We start from the raw sequence: 16,500 nt of genomic DNA, 5'->3' as shown, positions 1-16,500 counted from the left end.
GGGGTTCTCAGGGGGCGGAAAACGCGCCTCAGCCGTGCAGGGTTTCTGCCGCGTAGAGCGTGTTTTCCAGCAGGCAGGCGCGGGTCATCGGGCCTACGCCGCCCGGCACCGGCGTGATCCAGCCGGCGCGGGGCAGGGCGGTCTCGTACACCACGTCGCCCACCAGCTTGCCGTCTTCCTGGCGGTTGATGCCGACGTCGATCACGATCGCGCCTTCCTTGATCCACTCGCCTTTGACCAGGCCCGGCTTGCCAGCGGCGACCACCACCAGGTCGGCGCGGCCGACGTGGCCGGCCAGGTCCTTGGTGAAGCGGTGGGTGACGGTCACGGTGCAGCCGGCCAGCAGCAGCTCCATCGCCATCGGGCGACCGACGATGTTGGAAGCGCCGACGACCACGGCGTGCATGCCGTACAGGTCGACGCCGGTGCTTTCCAGCAGGGTCATGATGCCTTTGGGGGTGCACGGGCGCAGCAGCGGGATGCGCTGGGCCAGACGGCCGACGTTATAAGGGTGGAAACCGTCGACGTCCTTGTCCGGACGGATGCGCTCCAGCAGCTTGGAGGCGTCCAGGTGTTCCGGCAGCGGGAGCTGGAGCAGGACGCCGTCGATCGCCGGGTCGTCGTTCAGGCGGTCGATCAGGTCGGCCAGCGCCTGCTGGGTGGTGTCGGAAGGCAGGTCGTAGGCCTGGGAAAGGAAGCCGACCTCTTCACAGTCTTTACGCTTGTGCGAGACATAAACCTGAGAGGCAGGATCGCTGCCGACCAGGATCACCGCCAGGCCCGGCGTGCGCAGGCCTTGCTCGCGACGCTCTGCGACCCGTTGGGCGATCTGCTGGCGCAGGCTGGCGGCGATGGATTTGCCGTCGATTAGTTGTGCAGTCATTGCGCGTGATTAACCATCGAGAGGGGAAAAAATGAGAACGCATTCTCGCATGTCAGGCGGTGAGGGCAAAGGCGCTTGGTCTGCAAATTCCCCTAACCCCTTTAATTAAATGAATTTTTTTTAAAAAGGATTTGACGGTCTCCGGGTGTCTCTATACTATTCGTCGCACTTGTCGGGCACAGCCTAGCACTGGTTAAGAAAGTCGAGCGGAATCAAGGTTCTGCAAGGCCGGAAAGCACTTAGTTTGTAGTCCTCCAAGGGTACAGATTAACAAGGCGCCCGTAGCTCAGCTGGATAGAGCATCCGCCTTCTAAGCGGATGGTCGCAGGTTCGAGTCCTGCCGGGTGCGCCATTAGGCAGCATTGGCACAAGTAGCGCGATATGGTGGGCGTAGCTCAGTTGGTAGAGCACGGGATTGTGACTCCCGTTGTCGTGGGTTCGATCCCCATCGTCCACCCCATATTCAAAAGGCGCCAGATTTAACGGTCTGGCGCCTTTGCTTTAACCGCTTCAAGTCGCGGATGTGGTGGAATTGGTAGACACACTGGATTTAGGTTCCAGCGCCGCGAGGCGTAAGAGTTCGAGTCTCTTCATCCGCACCAATCAAGGCTTCATTCATGCCGCTGGCTTGGTTGAGGTATCGCAAAGGGGCTGAAAGGCTTTTTTGACACGCAATATGGTGGGCGTAGCTCAGTTGGTAGAGCACGGGATTGTGACTCCCGTTGTCGTGGGTTCGATCCCCATCGTCCACCCCATATTTCGAAAGGCGCCAGATTTAACAGTCTGGCGCCTTTTTTGTTTCGGCGGTCCGTGTTTCGGGCCGGCTGTCAGGGAGATGCTGGCGCGCCTCTTCTATATATAGAATGGTCGGCACGAACCCCTGGCGGGATTGTTGTATTCGCCTGCGGAGCGCGGCGCATCCGTGCGTCCGCACCGGAAAACCGCCTGCTGCGTTTCCACCTGATTTCAGTAGGGTGACTTCTTGGGTTTGACCCACTAGAATGCATGCCCTTGATTCTGGGGTCGGAAACGGCCGGCCAACGTCTGTGCAACGAGGAATATCCATGCAAGTTTCTGTTGAAAATACTACTGCTCTTGAGCGCCGCATGAGCGTCACCGTGCCGGCCGAGCGCATCGAGAGCCAGGTCAACAAGCGTCTGCAGCAGACTGCCCAAAAGGCCAAGATTGCGGGCTTCCGTCCAGGCAAAGTGCCGATGAGCGAAATCAAGCGCCGTTTCGGTGCCGACGCTCGTCAGGAAGCGGTGGGCGACGTGATCCAGTCCTCCTTCTATGAGGCGGTGGTCGAGCAGAAGCTGAACCCTGCCGGTTCGCCTTCGATCGAGCCGAAATCCCTGGAAGCCGGCAAGGACCTGGAATACGTAGCCGTATTCGAAGTGTTCCCTGAGTTCACCGTCGCCGGTTTCGACGGCATCACCGTCGAGCGCCTGAGCGCCGACGTGGCTGACGCCGACCTGGACAAGATGCTGGACATCCTGCGCAAGCAGAACACCCGTTTCGAAGTGGCCGAGCGCGCTGCCCAGAACGAAGACCAGCTGAACATCGATTTCGTCGGCAAGGTCGACGGCGAAGCGTTCGCCGGCGGTTCCGCCAAGGGCACCCAGCTGGTGCTGGGCTCCGGCCGCATGATCCCGGGCTTCGAAGAAGGCCTGGTCGGCGCCAAGGCCGGTGAAGAGCGCGTTCTGAACCTGACCTTCCCTGAGGATTATCAGAACTTGGACCTGGCCGGCAAGACCGCCGAGTTCACCGTGACCGTCAACACCGTATCCGAGCCTCAGCTGCCTGAGCTGAACGAAGCGTTCTTCGCCCAGTTCGGCATCAAGGAATCGGGCCTGGAAGGTTTCCGCACCGAAGTTCGCAAGAACATGGAGCGTGAACTGCGTCAGGCGATCAAGTCCAAGGTGAAGAACCAGGTCATGGACGGTCTGCTGGCCACCAACCCGATCGAAGTGCCGAAGGCGCTGCTGTCCAACGAAGTCGACCGTCTGCGCGTGCAGGCCGTCCAGCAGTTCGGCGGCAACATCAAGCCTGACCAACTGCCGGCCGAGCTGTTCGAAGAGCAAGCCAAGCGCCGTGTGGTGCTGGGCCTGATCGTGGCTGAAGTGGTCAAGCAGAACGACCTCAAGCCTGACGAAGCGCGCGTTCGCGAAATGATCCAGGAAATGGCCTCGGCTTACCAAGAGCCTGAGCAAGTGGTGTCCTGGTACTACAAGAACGAGCAGCAACTGAACGAAGTCCGTTCGGTTGTGCTGGAAGAACAAGTTGTGGATACTGTTCTGCAGAAAGCTAGCGTGACCGACAAATCGGTCTCTTACGAAGAAGCGGTCAAGCCGGTAGAAGCTCCAAAAGCCGACTGATTGTTCCTGCGTTAAGAAGTACACACATAAGCCAGCCTTCGCGCTGGCTTATGTGCATTCAAGACATAACTATTTGGGAGTGACTGCAGAGCATGTTCCGAAATTCTTATATTCAGCAGAACTCTGATGTCCAGGCCGCCGGCGGCCTGGTCCCGATGGTTGTCGAGCAATCCGCTCGCGGCGAGCGCGCCTATGACATCTACTCGCGTCTTCTCAAGGAGCGGGTGATCTTCCTGGTCGGTCCTGTCGAAGACTACATGGCCAACCTGATCTGCGCGCAACTGCTGTTCCTTGAGGCGGAAAACCCGGACAAGGACATCCATCTCTATATCAACTCGCCGGGTGGTTCGGTGACCGCGGGCATGTCGATCTACGACACCATGCAGTTCATCAAGCCGAACGTGTCGACGACCTGCATCGGTCAGGCGTGCAGCATGGGCGCTTTCCTGCTGACCGCCGGTGCGCCGGGCAAGCGCTACTGCCTGCCGAACTCGCGCGTGATGATTCACCAGCCGCTGGGCGGTTTCCAGGGTCAGGCCTCGGACATCGAGATCCACGCCAAGGAAATCCTGTTCATCCGCGAGCGCCTCAACACGCTGATGGCCAAGCACAGCGGGCGCACGCTCGAGGAAATCGAGCGCGACACCAACCGCGACAACTTCATGAGCGCCCACGCTGCGCGCGAGTACGGCTTGATCGATGAAGTGATCGAGCAGCGTCCCGCTTAAAACAAGCAGCCCGAAAACAAGGCAGGTCGGCAGGTCCGATCACCTGCGGGCTTGAAAAAGCCCGCAATAGCCTTCATCTTGTGTTGCAAGCCTATCGGATTTGGATCGATCGAATGACTGACACCCGCAACGGCGAGGACAACGGCAAGCTGCTTTATTGCTCCTTCTGTGGCAAAAGCCAGCATGAAGTACGCAAATTGATTGCCGGCCCCTCGGTCTTTATCTGCGACGAGTGCGTCGACCTGTGCAATGACATCATCCGCGAGGAGGTGCAGGAGGCACAGGCCGAAAGCAGCGCGCATAAACTGCCTTCGCCCAAAGAAATCAGCGGCATCCTTGATCAGTACGTGATCGGTCAGGAGCGTGCCAAGAAGGTTCTGGCGGTAGCGGTGTATAACCACTACAAGCGTCTGAACCAGCGTGACAAGAAAAGTGACGATGTCGAGCTCGGCAAGAGCAACATCCTGCTGATCGGCCCGACCGGCTCGGGCAAGACCCTGCTGGCCGAAACCCTGGCCCGCCTGCTGAACGTTCCGTTCACCATCGCTGACGCGACCACCCTCACCGAGGCGGGGTACGTGGGCGAGGACGTCGAGAACATCATTCAGAAGCTGCTGCAGAAGTGCGACTACGATGTGGAAAAGGCCCAGATGGGCATTGTCTACATCGACGAAATCGACAAGATCTCGCGCAAGTCCGACAACCCGTCGATCACCCGCGACGTGTCGGGCGAGGGCGTGCAGCAGGCCTTGCTCAAGCTGATCGAAGGCACCGTCGCCTCCGTTCCGCCGCAGGGTGGCCGCAAGCATCCGCAGCAGGAGTTCCTGCAGGTCGACACCCGCAACATCCTGTTCATCTGCGGCGGTGCGTTCTCCGGCCTGGAAAAGGTCATCCAGAACCGCTCCACCAAGGGCGGCATCGGCTTCAACGCCGAAGTGCGCAGCAAGGAAGAGGGCAAGAAGGTCGGTGAATCCCTGCGTGAGGTCGAGCCTGACGATCTGGTCAAGTTCGGTCTGATCCCGGAATTCGTCGGTCGTCTGCCGGTGCTGGCGACCCTGGACGAGCTGGACGAGGCTGCTCTGATGCAGATCCTCACCGAGCCGAAGAACGCGTTGACCAAACAGTACGCCAAGCTGTTCGAGATGGAAGGCGTGGATCTGGAGTTCCGCTCCGATGCGCTGAAGTCCGTCGCCAAGCGTGCGCTGGAGCGCAAGACCGGTGCCCGCGGCCTGCGTTCGATCCTCGAAGGCGTGCTGCTCGACACGATGTACGAAATCCCGTCGCAGTCCGACGTGAGTAAAGTCGTGATCGACGAAAGCGTCATTGAAGGCAAGTCCAAGCCACTGTACATCTACGAGAACAGTGAGCCGACCGCCAAGGCAGCGCCGGACGCGTAAGCGTCCACCGTGCCGGATCAGGAAGGGGCCTTCGGGCCCCTTTGCTTTTTCGGGTGCAGGCGATCCGGCGCAAGCGGGCCGGGCTGTTCCCCACGGCACTCAATCCCTGCGTGCGCATGCGTAAGTCGTGATTTTTCAAGCCGATCCTTTATCCGCTTGTATTTTTCGGATGCAGCCCCCATCTTGGTTTCAAGCTTACTTCCATCCTTTTACGGCCATCTGGCCGACGCAGAGGCGAAATCATGAAGACAACCATCGAATTGCCTCTCCTGCCATTGCGTGATGTCGTGGTCTATCCGCACATGGTTATCCCACTGTTCGTGGGGCGCGAGAAGTCCATCGAAGCCCTCGAGGCAGCGATGGCGGGCGACAAGCAGATCCTGCTGCTGGCCCAGAGAAACCCGGCCGACGACGATCCCGGCGAAGAGGCTCTCTACCGCGTAGGCACCATCGCCACCGTTCTGCAATTGCTCAAGCTGCCTGACGGCACGGTCAAGGTGCTGGTCGAAGGCGAGCAGCGCGGCACCGTCGAGCGTTTCAGCGAAGTCGACGGTCACTGCCGCGCCGAAGTGTCGCTCATCGAAGAGACCGACGCCGCCGAGCGTGAATCCGAAGTGTTCGTGCGCAGCCTGCTGTCGCAGTTCGAACAATATGTGCAGTTGGGCAAGAAAGTCCCAGCCGAAGTCCTGTCGTCGCTCAACAGCATCGACGAGCCGGGCCGCCTGGTGGACACCATGGCCGCGCACATGGCGCTCAAGATCGAGCAGAAGCAGGAGATCCTGGAGATCGTCGACCTGTCGGCCCGGGTCGAGCACGTCCTGGCGCTGCTGGACGCCGAAATCGACCTGCTGCAGGTCGAGAAGCGCATCCGCGGCCGGGTCAAGAAACAGATGGAGCGCAGTCAGCGCGAGTACTACTTGAATGAGCAAATGAAGGCCATTCAGAAAGAGCTCGGCGACAGCGACGAAGGCCACAACGAAGTCGAGGACCTGAAGAAGCGCATCGACGCCGCTGGCTTGCCGAAAGACGCCCTGGCCAAGGCGACCGCCGAGCTGAACAAGCTCAAGCAGATGTCGCCGATGTCCGCCGAAGCCACGGTGGTGCGCTCGTACATCGACTGGCTGGTGCAGGTGCCGTGGAAGGCCCAGAGCAAGGTACGCCTGGATCTGGCCCGCGCCGAAGACATTCTTGATGCCGACCACTACGGCCTCGAAGAGGTCAAGGAACGCATCCTCGAATACCTCGCCGTGCAGAAGCGCGTGAAGAAGATCCGTGGCCCGGTGCTGTGCCTGGTCGGTCCTCCGGGCGTGGGCAAGACCTCGCTGGCGGAGTCGATCGCCCATGCCACCAACCGCAAGTTCGTGCGCATGGCCTTGGGCGGTGTGCGTGACGAAGCGGAAATCCGTGGTCACCGTCGAACCTACATCGGTTCGATGCCAGGAAGATTGATTCAAAAGATGACAAAGGTGGGTGTCCGCAACCCGCTGTTCCTGCTCGATGAAATCGACAAGATGGGCAGCGACATGCGGGGCGACCCGGCGTCGGCGTTGCTGGAAGTGCTCGATCCGGAGCAGAACCACAACTTCAACGACCACTATCTGGAAGTCGACTACGACCTCTCCGACGTAATGTTCCTGTGCACCTCCAACTCGATGAACATCCCGCCGGCGCTGCTGGACCGGATGGAAGTGATCCGTCTGCCGGGCTACACCGAGGACGAGAAGATCAACATCGCGGTCAAATACCTGTCGCCGAAGCAGATCCAGGCCAACGGCCTGAAGAAGGGCGAGCTGGAGTTCGACGAGGAAGCGATCCGCGACATCATCCGTTACTACACCCGTGAAGCCGGTGTGCGCGGTCTGGAACGCCAGATCGCCAAGGTCTGCCGCAAGGCGGTCAAGGAGCACGCGCTGGAAAAACGTTTCTCGGTGAAAGTGACAGCTGACCTGCTGGAGCATTTCCTGGGCGTGCGCAAGTTCCGCTACGGCCTGGCCGAACAGCAGGATCAGATCGGACAGGTGACTGGCCTGGCCTGGACTCAGGTCGGCGGCGAATTGCTTACCATCGAAGCCGCTGTCGTGCCGGGCAAAGGGCAGCTGATCAAGACCGGTTCGCTGGGCGACGTCATGGTCGAATCGATCACCGCTGCCCAGACCGTGGTGCGCAGCCGCGCCAAGAGCCTGGGCATTCCGCTGGACTTCCACGAGAAGCGCGACACCCACATCCACATGCCGGAAGGGGCGACCCCGAAAGACGGCCCGAGCGCCGGTGTAGGCATGTGCACCGCCCTGGTGTCGGCTTTGACGGGCATTCCTGTGCGTGCCGATGTCGCCATGACCGGCGAGATCACCCTGCGCGGCCAGGTGCTGGCCATCGGCGGGCTGAAGGAGAAGCTGCTGGCGGCCCACCGCGGCGGAATCAAGATCGTCATTATCCCGGAAGAGAACGTGCGCGATCTGAAGGAAATTCCGGACAATATCAAGCAGGATCTGCAGATCAAACCGGTTAAATGGATTGACGAAGTCCTGCAAATTGCGCTGCAATACGCGCCGGAGCCCTTGCCGGATGTGGCTCCGGAGATAGTTGCCAAGGACGAAAAACGTGAGTCTGACTCTAAGGAAAGAATTAGCACGCATTAGTACGCATTTGCCTGGGGGGCTTCCTTGACAGCTTTTTAGAGCCCTTGTTATAAAGCGGCTCTTAAGTGTCTGTAGGCCATTCAGCACTCGTTTTTGCTTTCACCAAAAAACTTAGAATCATACTCAAATAGATATAAGGGGACTTAGAGTGAACAAGTCGGAACTGATTGATGCTATCGCTGCATCCGCTGATATCCCGAAAGCTGCTGCTGGCCGTGCGCTGGACGCTGTAATCGAATCCGTCACTGGCGCTCTGAAGGCTGGCGACTCCGTTGTTCTGGTTGGTTTCGGCACTTTCTCCGTGACCGATCGTCCAGCTCGCGTTGGTCGCAACCCACAGACCGGCAAGACGCTGCAAATCGCTGCTGCTAAAAAGCCAGGTTTCAAAGCCGGTAAAGCCCTGAAAGAAGCTGTCAACTGAGTTCGATTCAGGTTTTTACCCATCCGGGTCGGGGTCATGCCTGACTTGGCAGCGGGGCGGTAGGGCAGGCGAGCCGAAGCGTTGCCTGCCACGCCGGGATCGAGGGTTCGAGCCCTGTCCGCTCCGCCAGTTTCGAGAAGGCGCATCCTCGGGTGCGCCTTTCTTCTATCCGGATTCTACCCACGCTCCACGGTTGCCCACTCTGAAGTACAACCGTTTCTGGGGGACGCATGCTGCAGAACATCAGGGACAATTCACAAGGCTGGATTGCCAAGACCATCATCGGAGTCATCGTCGTACTGATGGCTCTGACCGGTTTCGACGCCATTTTCAAGGCTGCCACTCACAAGAATGAGGCAGCCAAGGTCAATGGCGAAGAAATCAGCCAGAACGAGCTGAGCCAAGCCGTCGACATGCAGCGCCGTCAGCTGATGCAACAGCTGGGCAAGGATTTCGACGCTTCTCTGCTCGACGAAAAACTGTTGCGCGATTCGGCCCTCAAGGGCCTGATCGACCGTAAGCTGCTGCTGCAAGGCGCTGAACAGTCGAAGTTCGCGTTTTCGGAAGCTGCGCTGGATCAGGTGATCCTGCAGACGCCTGAGTTCCAGGTGGACGGCAAGTTCAGCTCCGAGCGCTTCGACCAGGTGATCCGCCAGTTGGGTTACAGTCGCATGCAGTTCCGCCAGATGCTGGCCCAGGAAATGCTGATCGGCCAACTGCGCGCCGGCGTCGCCGGCAGCGGCTTCGTCACCGACGCCCAGGTGCTGGCGTTCGCCCGCCTGGAGAAGCAGACCCGCGACTTCGCGGCGCTGAGCGTCAAGGCCGACCCGGCTGCCGTCAAGCTGACCGATGACGAGGTCAAGGCTTACTACGACGAGCACGCCAAGGAATTCATGACCCCGGATCAAGTGGTCATCGATTACCTGGAACTGAAAAAGGCCTCGTTCTTCGACCAGGTGTCCGTCAAGGACGAAGACCTGCAGGCGGCCTATCAGAAAGAGATCGCCAACCTGTCGGAACAGCGTCGTGCGGCGCATATCCTGATCGAAGTCAACGGCAAGACCACCGAGGCCCAGGCCAAGGCGAAGATCGAAGACATTCAGGCACGTCTGGCCAAGGGCGAGAAGTTCGAAGCGCTGGCCAAGGAGTTCTCGCAGGATCCGGGTTCGGCCAACAACGGCGGCGACCTGGGCTATGCAGGTCCCGGCGTCTACGACCCGGCGTTCGAGAAAGCCTTGTACTCGCTGGCCAAGGATCAGGTGTCCGCACCGGTGCGCACCGATTTCGGTTTCCACCTGATCAAGCTGCTGGGCGTCGAGGCGCCGGAAGTGCCGACGCTGGCGAGCCTGAAGGACAAGCTGACCCGCGAGCTGAAGGCCCAGCAGGTCGAGCAGCGTTTCGTCGAGGCGACCAAGCAACTGGAAGACTCTTCGTTCGAATCCTCCGACCTGGCCCAGCCGGCGCAGGATCTGAAGCTGACCGTGCACACCTCCAAGCCATTCGGCCGTGAGGGCGGTGAAGGCGTTGCCGCCAACCGTGCCGTGGTGACGGCTGCGTTCAGCACCGAAGTGCTGGATGACGGCGCCAACAGCACCGCCATCGAGCTGGATCCGGAAACCGTGATCGTGCTGCGCGCCAAGGAGCACCTCAAGCCTGCTCAACTGCCGCTGGAAAGCGTGTCTGCGGCTATCCGCACCCAGTTGGTCAAGGAGCATGCCAGCGCTGCCGCCAAGACCCGTGCCGATCAGTTGATCGCCAGCCTGCGTGACGGCAAGGCACCGGCCGACAAGGCGGTGGACGGTCAGAACTGGAAAGTGACCGAAGCGGCCACCCGTGCCCAGGAAGGCGTCGATCCGGCGGTGCTGCAAGCGCTGTTCCGCATGCCGAAGCCGGCCGCCAAGGACAAGCCGACCTTCAGCAGCATCACCCTGCCGGACGGCGGCGTGACCATCGTGCGCCTGAACGGCGTGAACGAAGGCGCCGCGCCGACCGAAGAAGAGAAGGCGCAGTACCGCCGCTTCCTCGCCTCGCGCGAGGGCCAGCAAGACTTCGCGGCTTACCGCAAGCAGCTGGAAGGCCAGGCGGACATCAAGCGTTACTGATGTTCGGTTGAGCGCAAAACGTCAGGCCCCGGATGAGAATCCGGGGCCTTTTCGTTTCCGCCGGGCGGCGGATGACAGTTTTTTCATCGTACGTTTGTCGGTGCGACTTTTTCCGGCCACCCATGACCGGTACAGTTGTAACCGATTCAAGACACTAATCCATGCGCCGCGGGGTGGCGATCTGATGCACAATACGCCCCGGACCGTTTTTCCCTCAGGATGTTCAATGTTGAATTCAATACCCGTGCGTTTCTTCGGGTTGGCGCTGTTGCTGACCGCCGCTGCCGGCTGCTCCAAGGACAAGCCCGTTTACGAGCATGAGAACTTCGATGACTCAGGCACGTTCTCGCGCAACTATCCGGTGAGCGACACCGCCAGTTGCGAAGCGGCGCGCCGTGCGTTGCTCAGCCAGGGCTACATCATCACCAGCAGCGACCCGAAACTGGTCAGCGGCCACAAGAGTTTCCAGCAGACCGGCGAGAGCCACCTGGAAATCAGCTTCAACGTCGTGTGCGCCGAAGACAGCAGCGTCGGCCATCACGCGACGGTGTTCGCCAACGCCCTGCAGGACCGCTACGCGCTGAAGAAGACCAACAACTCCGCCAGCCTGGGGGTGGGCGTGCTGGGTTCGGTGTCGATGCCGATCGGCTCGTCGGACGATTCGATGGTGAAGGTGGCCAGCGAGACGGTGTCGTCGCAGAAGTTCTATGAGCGTTTCTTCACGTTGGTCGAGCTGTTCCTGCCGGCGGACGCCAAGAAGGCAGCGCACATCACCGAGAAGCCGAAGACCGACCTGGGCGTGCCTGAGGCCAAAACGACGCCGGCGGCCGAAACGCCTGCACCGGCCGCAGAGCCTGTGGCGGCACCGGCCCCCACTCCGGCGGTGCAGGCCACGCCGGCTGCGCCTGAGGCGGCGCCAGCACCGGCCGAGGCGACGCCCGTCAGTGCGCAACCGGTGACCCCGACCGCCGAAACGGCACCGGTCACACCGTCGCCGAGCGCGGAACCTGCGCCCGCCACGGAGGCCGTCACGCCGCCGGCCAACCCTGCAAACCTGGCGCCGCCGTCCGAGCCGATTTCGGCGCTGCCCGCCGGCCAGTGACACGGGCAGGAGCGGGTCGGTCCGCTCCTGCAACGGCGCCGCAAAAAACCGCGATAAATTCCCCTCCGGCTGCTACGTTAGTTTCATGAAGGCGGTGTTTCATTTTTCCTTCATGCGGGCACTTTAAGCTCGGCGCACGGGTCTGTTCTTCAGACCATTTTCGGCAAGCGGGGGATCACACGATGGATGACTATCAAGAAGAGCTGCTCGAGTCGCAGGCCTTTGAACTGGACTCGCCGGAGCCGGCCGAAGACGCCACCGAGCTCTGAGGCACCGGCCTGGCGCTTCAGGCCGTCTTGCGGTGACTGCGGCGGAACTCGCCCGGCGTCTGGCCGGTCCAGCGCTTGAACGCGCGCTGGAAGGCTTCGGCTGAGGCGAAGCCCAGCAGGTAGGCGATTTCGCCGAACGCCAGTTCGGTGTCGCGGATGTAGGTCATGGCCAAGTCGCGGCGGGTGTCGTTGAGAATGGCGCGAAACTGCGTGCCTTCCTCGGCCAGCTTGCGGCGCAGGGTCCAGGTCGGCAGCTTCAGGCGTGCCGCCACTTCTGCGAGGTCGGGTTCCCGGCCGCCATTGAGCAACGGCCCCAGCAGTTGCGTGATGCGTTCACGCAGGCTGCGGGTGCGGGTCAGCTGCTCCAACTCCCTTTCGCACAATTGCAGCAGGTGCCGCCAGGTGCTCGGGCAGTGTTCCGGATTGCGTCGGGCGAGGCTGTCCAGGCTCAGGCGCAGCTGATTCTGCTGGGCGCCGAACTGGATCGGACAGTCGCCGAGCTGTGAGTAGGCCTCACGGTAATCCGGCGCGTCGAACTCGATCTCGATCCGCTCCGCATGCAGCGGTTCGGGGCTGACGCTGGAGAGCTGCTGCAGCCAGCCGGCGATGATCGAGTCCACCACGAAGCGGTTGTAGGCGTTGTACGGGCTGATCGAGTAGAAGCGCAGCCAGGCGCCGTCGGTGTCTTCGTGGAAGCTCGATTGGCCGCGGTAGTTGGAGCCGTACAGCGCTTCGAAGCGGATCAGGCAGCGGGCGGCTTCGCGCACGGTGGGCGCCTGGGCCGCCGTGACCCCGGCCAGCCCGGCCTGGCTGAGGCGGCTGAGCCGGCCCATGCGCAAGCCGAGCGCCGCATCGCCGGTCAACTGGATCGCCCCGTGGCCCAGGCGCATGTAGCGGGGGATCGACAGGCGCGCGCCGGCCTCGGCGAGGCGGGCGGGATCCAGGCCGTACTGTTCAAGCAGGGGCTGAGGGTCGGTGCCGTGGCTGCGCATGGCGTCGGCCAGGCTGTGGACGAAACCCACCGACAGATCCCCGAGGCGCATCGGCAGCGGCTTCATGGCTACAGCCAGAGGTTGAGCAGGCGCGCGCCGCGGGCGTCGCCGTCGGTGAATTGCTGGCCGTTGCTGCTCAGGAAACTTTGGCCGGTGGCCGGTTTGTCCCAGAACTGGCCGCGCAGGAACACGCTGATGCCGGCCGCCGCACGGCTGCCGGGCGACTGCGCGGTGAGCGTCAGGCGGTGCCAGGCCTGGCCTTCGCTGACCTCGCCGGGCTTGAGAGGCACCGAGTGCGGTGCGTCCGCCCCCTGATAGCCGCGCCAGGGCAGTTCCCAGGCGCCATGGCCGACGACGAAGGCGGGCACCGCCACCAGTTGTGCGCCTTGTTCGTCGAGCCTGCGGTAGTTGTCCGGATACCAGCTGTCGTTGCCGATCAGCACGCCGAGGCGCCCGGCGGGCGTGTCGACCACCGTGACCGGTGACGGGGCCTGCGAGGGTCCGGTTTCGCTCTGCTCGAAGATCGGGCGCATCTGCCGCTGCGGCTGGCCGATCGGCGCGCCGTCGCGGCCGAACACCACGCTGCTGTTGAACAGCGCGCCGCCGCCGGCCTTGAGCTGGCCGTCGATGACGCTGGGTTCCGGCAGCACGATCGAGCCGGCCACCAGGGTGACGCGGAACTCCTTGGCCAGGCCGCCGAACAGGGCCTGATAGTCCCGGGCCATGGCCCGGGACTTCATGCGCAGGTGGGCGTCGTCCAGCCGGCTGTCGCCCCGGGCGCTGAGCCAGGCGCGGGCGAACTGCAAGGGGTTGCTCGCCGCCAGCCAGTTCATGGCTTCGGGGAGGGTGGCGGCCTGGTACAGCTCGTCTTTCTCGCCGCTGATCATCAGCCAGGTGCCGACGTGCTCGGGCAGCACCACCACAGTCTTCTCGTTGAGCAGGCCTTGGTCCTGGGCCTGTTGCAGATAGGCGGCGAGCTTGCGGTGCAGGCGCTCGGTGCTTTGGTAGTCGGTGGGGAACAGCTCCGGCTGGATCCCCAGCAGGTTGCCCCGGTCGGCGGGGGTGCCCTGGTCGACCGCCAGCCGGATGCGCAGGTCCGACAGGTAATGGCCCATCGGGCGGTCGGCGGTCCACATCGCGTACCAGGCAAGGGCGGCGATGATGACCATGGAAAAAGTCAGGTACAGAAGTTTGCGCATGAAGACCAACGACAGCCGGGTGCAGGGTGTGCGACTAGGGTAGGGCCCGCGCCGGTGCTTGCCAAGGGCCGCTGCGCATTTGGATCAATAACTTGTCAGTTACGGTCATTGAGTGACAGGGATGCGACTCTTAGTCTGTCGAACATGACTGACGGGGGACGCAGAGCTCCCGCACTTTTCCGTGAACGCTCGCTGTGGAGTTACCGATGACCGCCGCTCACTACCCGCACCTGCTGGCCCCGCTGGACCTGGGATTCACCACGTTGCGCAACCGCACCCTCATGGGCTCGATGCACACCGGCCTTGAAGAGAAGCCGGGCGGTTTCGAGCGCATGGCGGCCTATTTCGCCGAGCGTGCCCGTGGCGGCGTGGGCCTGATGGTCACCGGCGGCATCGGTCCGAACGACGAGGGCGGCGTGTACTCCGGCGCGGCCAAGCTGACCACCGAAGAAGAGGCGCTCAAGCACCGCATCGTCACCCGCGCCGTGCACGAGGCGGGGGGCAAGATCTGCATGCAGATCCTCCATGCCGGCCGTTACGCCTACAGCCCCAAGCAGGTCGCGCCGAGCGCGATCCAGGCGCCGATCAACCCGTTCAAGCCCAAAGAGCTGGACGAGGAAGGCATCGAGAAGCAGATCCGCGACTTTGTCACCTGCTCGGTGCTGGCCCAGACCGCCGAATACGACGGCGTGGAAATCATGGGTTCCGAAGGCTACTTCATCAACCAGTTCCTGGCGGCCCACACCAATCACCGCACCGACCGCTGGGGCGGCAGCTACGAGAACCGCATGCGCCTGCCGGTGGAGATCGTGCGCCGGGTGCGTGAGGCGGTCGGCCCGAACTTCATCATCATTTTCCGCCTGTCGATGCTCGACCTGGTCGAGGGCGGCAGCACCTGGGAAGAGATCGTCCAACTGGCCAAGGCCATCGAGCAGGCCGGTGCGACCATCATCAACACCGGTATCGGCTGGCACGAAGCGCGGATCCCGACCATCGCCACCAAGGTGCCGCGCGCCGCGTTCAGCAAGGTCACGGCCAAGCTGCGCGGGTCGGTGAGCATTCCGCTGATCACCACCAACCGCATCAACACCCCGGAAGTCGCCGAGCAGATCCTCGCCGAGGGCGATGCCGACATGGTGTCGATGGCCCGTCCGTTCCTGGCCGACCCCGACTTCGTCAACAAGGCCGCCGAAGGCCGTGCCGACGAGATCAACACCTGCATCGGCTGCAACCAGGCGTGCCTGGACCACACCTTCGGCGGCAAGCTCACCAGTTGCCTGGTCAACCCGCGCGCCTGCCACGAAACCGAGCTCAACTATGTGCCGGTGCGGCAGGTCAAGAAGATCGCCGTGGTCGGCGCAGGGCCTGCCGGGCTGTCGGCCGCCACGGTGGCCGCCGAGCGCGGGCATCAGGTGACGCTGTTCGATTCGGCCAGCGAGATCGGCGGCCAGTTCAACGTCGCCAAGCGCGTGCCGGGCAAAGAAGAATTCTACGAGACCCTGCGCTACTTCAAGCGCAAGCTGCAGACCACGCATGTCGAGCTGTGCCTGAACACCCGCGTCGATGTGGCGCAACTGGTGGACGGCGGCTACGACGAGATCATCCTGGCCACCGGCATTGCGCCGCGGGTGCCGGCGATCCCGGGCGTCGAGAACGGCAAGGTGCTGAGCTACCTGGATGTGCTGCTGGAGCGCAAGCCGGTCGGCAAGCGCGTCGCGGTGATCGGCGCCGGCGGCATCGGTTTCGACGTGTCGGAATTCCTGGTGCACGAAGGCGTGGCCACCAGCCAGGACCGTGCCGCGTTCTGGAAGGAGTGGGGCATCGATGCGCACCTGGAGGCCCGCGGCGGCGTGGCCGGGATCAAGGCTGCGCCCCATGCGCCGGCCCGTGAGGTGTTCCTGCTGCAACGCAAGAAATCCAAGGTCGGCGACGGCCTGGGCAAGACCACCGGCTGGATTCACCGCACCGGTCTGAAGAACAAGCAGGTGCAGATGCTCAATAGCGTCGAGTACCTGAAGATCGACGACGAAGGCCTGCACATCCGCATCGGCGAGACCGGCGAGCCGCAGGTGCTGGCGGTGGACAACGTGGTGATCTGCGCGGGCCAGGATCCGCTGCGCGAGCTGCACGACGGTCTGGTCGAGGCGGGGCAGAGCGTGCACCTGATCGGCGGCGCCGATGTGGCGGCGGAGCTGGACGCCAAGCGGGCGATCAACCAGGGCTCGCGCCTGGCGGCCGAGATCTGACAGAGCGTTCGGACATTCAGCTCAGCGGTTGGTTGGGCTGACGCCATCGTCGGATCGCCGCTCGGGGCAAGCCCGCTCCCACAGGGTTTTGCAGTGGTCACAATTTTTGTATCCACCAAGCTCCCTGTGGGAGCTGCGGTGCGACGA

The 16,500-nt window shown here is 62.5% G+C and carries 11 protein-coding genes and 4 tRNA genes; 12 read left to right on the top strand and 3 right to left on the bottom strand.

Annotated features, from left to right (window positions below; translation table 11 throughout):
• Positions 1-28: 28 nt before the first annotated feature.
• Positions 29-883 (bottom strand): bifunctional methylenetetrahydrofolate dehydrogenase/methenyltetrahydrofolate cyclohydrolase FolD, encoded by an 855-nt coding sequence (gene folD, locus CAG33_RS08370; RefSeq protein WP_085579640.1) that lies wholly within the window; start codon positions 881-883, stop codon positions 29-31.
• A 275-nt stretch (positions 884-1,158) separates the two neighbouring features.
• On the opposite strand from folD, the gene CAG33_RS08365 reads away from it, so the two are divergent.
• The 11 genes from CAG33_RS08365 to CAG33_RS08315 all read left to right on the top strand — a co-directional run bounded on the left by CAG33_RS08365 (position 1,159) and on the right by CAG33_RS08315 (position 11,647).
• Positions 1,159-1,235, top strand: a tRNA-Arg gene (locus CAG33_RS08365).
• A 32-nt stretch (positions 1,236-1,267) separates the two neighbouring features.
• Positions 1,268-1,343 (top strand) — tRNA-His (locus tag CAG33_RS08360).
• Positions 1,344-1,400: 57 nt separating this feature from the next.
• Positions 1,401-1,485 (top strand) — tRNA-Leu (locus CAG33_RS08355).
• A gap of 77 nt (positions 1,486-1,562) precedes the next feature.
• Positions 1,563-1,638 (top strand) — tRNA-His (locus CAG33_RS08350).
• A gap of 309 nt (positions 1,639-1,947) precedes the next feature.
• Complete coding sequence (gene tig / locus CAG33_RS08345) at positions 1,948-3,258, top strand: trigger factor (protein ID WP_085579642.1); 1,311 nt, start codon at positions 1,948-1,950, stop codon at positions 3,256-3,258.
• A 92-nt stretch (positions 3,259-3,350) separates the two neighbouring features.
• Positions 3,351-3,986 (top strand): ATP-dependent Clp endopeptidase proteolytic subunit ClpP, encoded by a 636-nt coding sequence (gene clpP, locus CAG33_RS08340; RefSeq protein WP_085579644.1) that lies wholly within the window; start codon positions 3,351-3,353, stop codon positions 3,984-3,986.
• Between the two features lie 113 nt (positions 3,987-4,099).
• Positions 4,100-5,383, top strand: coding sequence for an ATP-dependent Clp protease ATP-binding subunit ClpX (gene clpX, locus CAG33_RS08335; protein WP_085579646.1), 1,284 nt, complete (start codon positions 4,100-4,102; stop codon positions 5,381-5,383).
• Between the two features lie 242 nt (positions 5,384-5,625).
• On the top strand, positions 5,626-8,022 hold the full coding sequence (gene lon / locus CAG33_RS08330; protein ID WP_085579648.1) for an endopeptidase La: 2,397 nt from the start codon (positions 5,626-5,628) through the stop codon (positions 8,020-8,022).
• A gap of 148 nt (positions 8,023-8,170) precedes the next feature.
• Entirely contained in the window at positions 8,171-8,443 is a 273-nt protein-coding gene (locus CAG33_RS08325; protein WP_008077714.1) for an HU family DNA-binding protein, read from the top strand.
• A 230-nt stretch (positions 8,444-8,673) separates the two neighbouring features.
• Positions 8,674-10,545, top strand: coding sequence for a SurA N-terminal domain-containing protein (locus CAG33_RS08320; RefSeq protein WP_085630618.1), 1,872 nt, complete (start codon positions 8,674-8,676; stop codon positions 10,543-10,545).
• A 226-nt stretch (positions 10,546-10,771) separates the two neighbouring features.
• A complete protein-coding gene (locus CAG33_RS08315; protein WP_085630616.1) occupies positions 10,772-11,647 on the top strand; it encodes a DUF2242 domain-containing protein in 876 nt (291 codons plus the stop codon).
• A gap of 286 nt (positions 11,648-11,933) precedes the next feature.
• On the opposite strand, the gene CAG33_RS08310 is transcribed toward CAG33_RS08315, so the two are convergent.
• Complete coding sequence (locus CAG33_RS08310; RefSeq protein WP_085637715.1) at positions 11,934-12,974, bottom strand: AraC family transcriptional regulator; 1,041 nt, start codon at positions 12,972-12,974, stop codon at positions 11,934-11,936.
• Between the two features lie 2 nt (positions 12,975-12,976).
• A complete protein-coding gene (locus CAG33_RS08305; RefSeq protein WP_085637825.1) occupies positions 12,977-14,107 on the bottom strand; it encodes a nitrilase-related carbon-nitrogen hydrolase in 1,131 nt (376 codons plus the stop codon).
• 206 nt (positions 14,108-14,313) lie between these two features.
• On the opposite strand from CAG33_RS08305, the gene CAG33_RS08300 reads away from it, so the two are divergent.
• Entirely contained in the window at positions 14,314-16,353 is a 2,040-nt protein-coding gene (locus CAG33_RS08300; protein WP_085630612.1) for an FAD-dependent oxidoreductase, read from the top strand.
• The last annotated feature ends 147 nt before the right edge of the window (positions 16,354-16,500 follow it).

The sequence above is a fragment of the Pseudomonas sp. B3(2017) genome (assembly GCF_002113595.1).
GTDB classification, from domain to species: Bacteria; Pseudomonadota; Gammaproteobacteria; order Pseudomonadales; family Pseudomonadaceae; genus Aquipseudomonas; species Aquipseudomonas ekonensis.
Note: the sequence above shows the minus strand (reverse complement) of the source record. Positions and strands in the feature narration are given on the sequence as shown.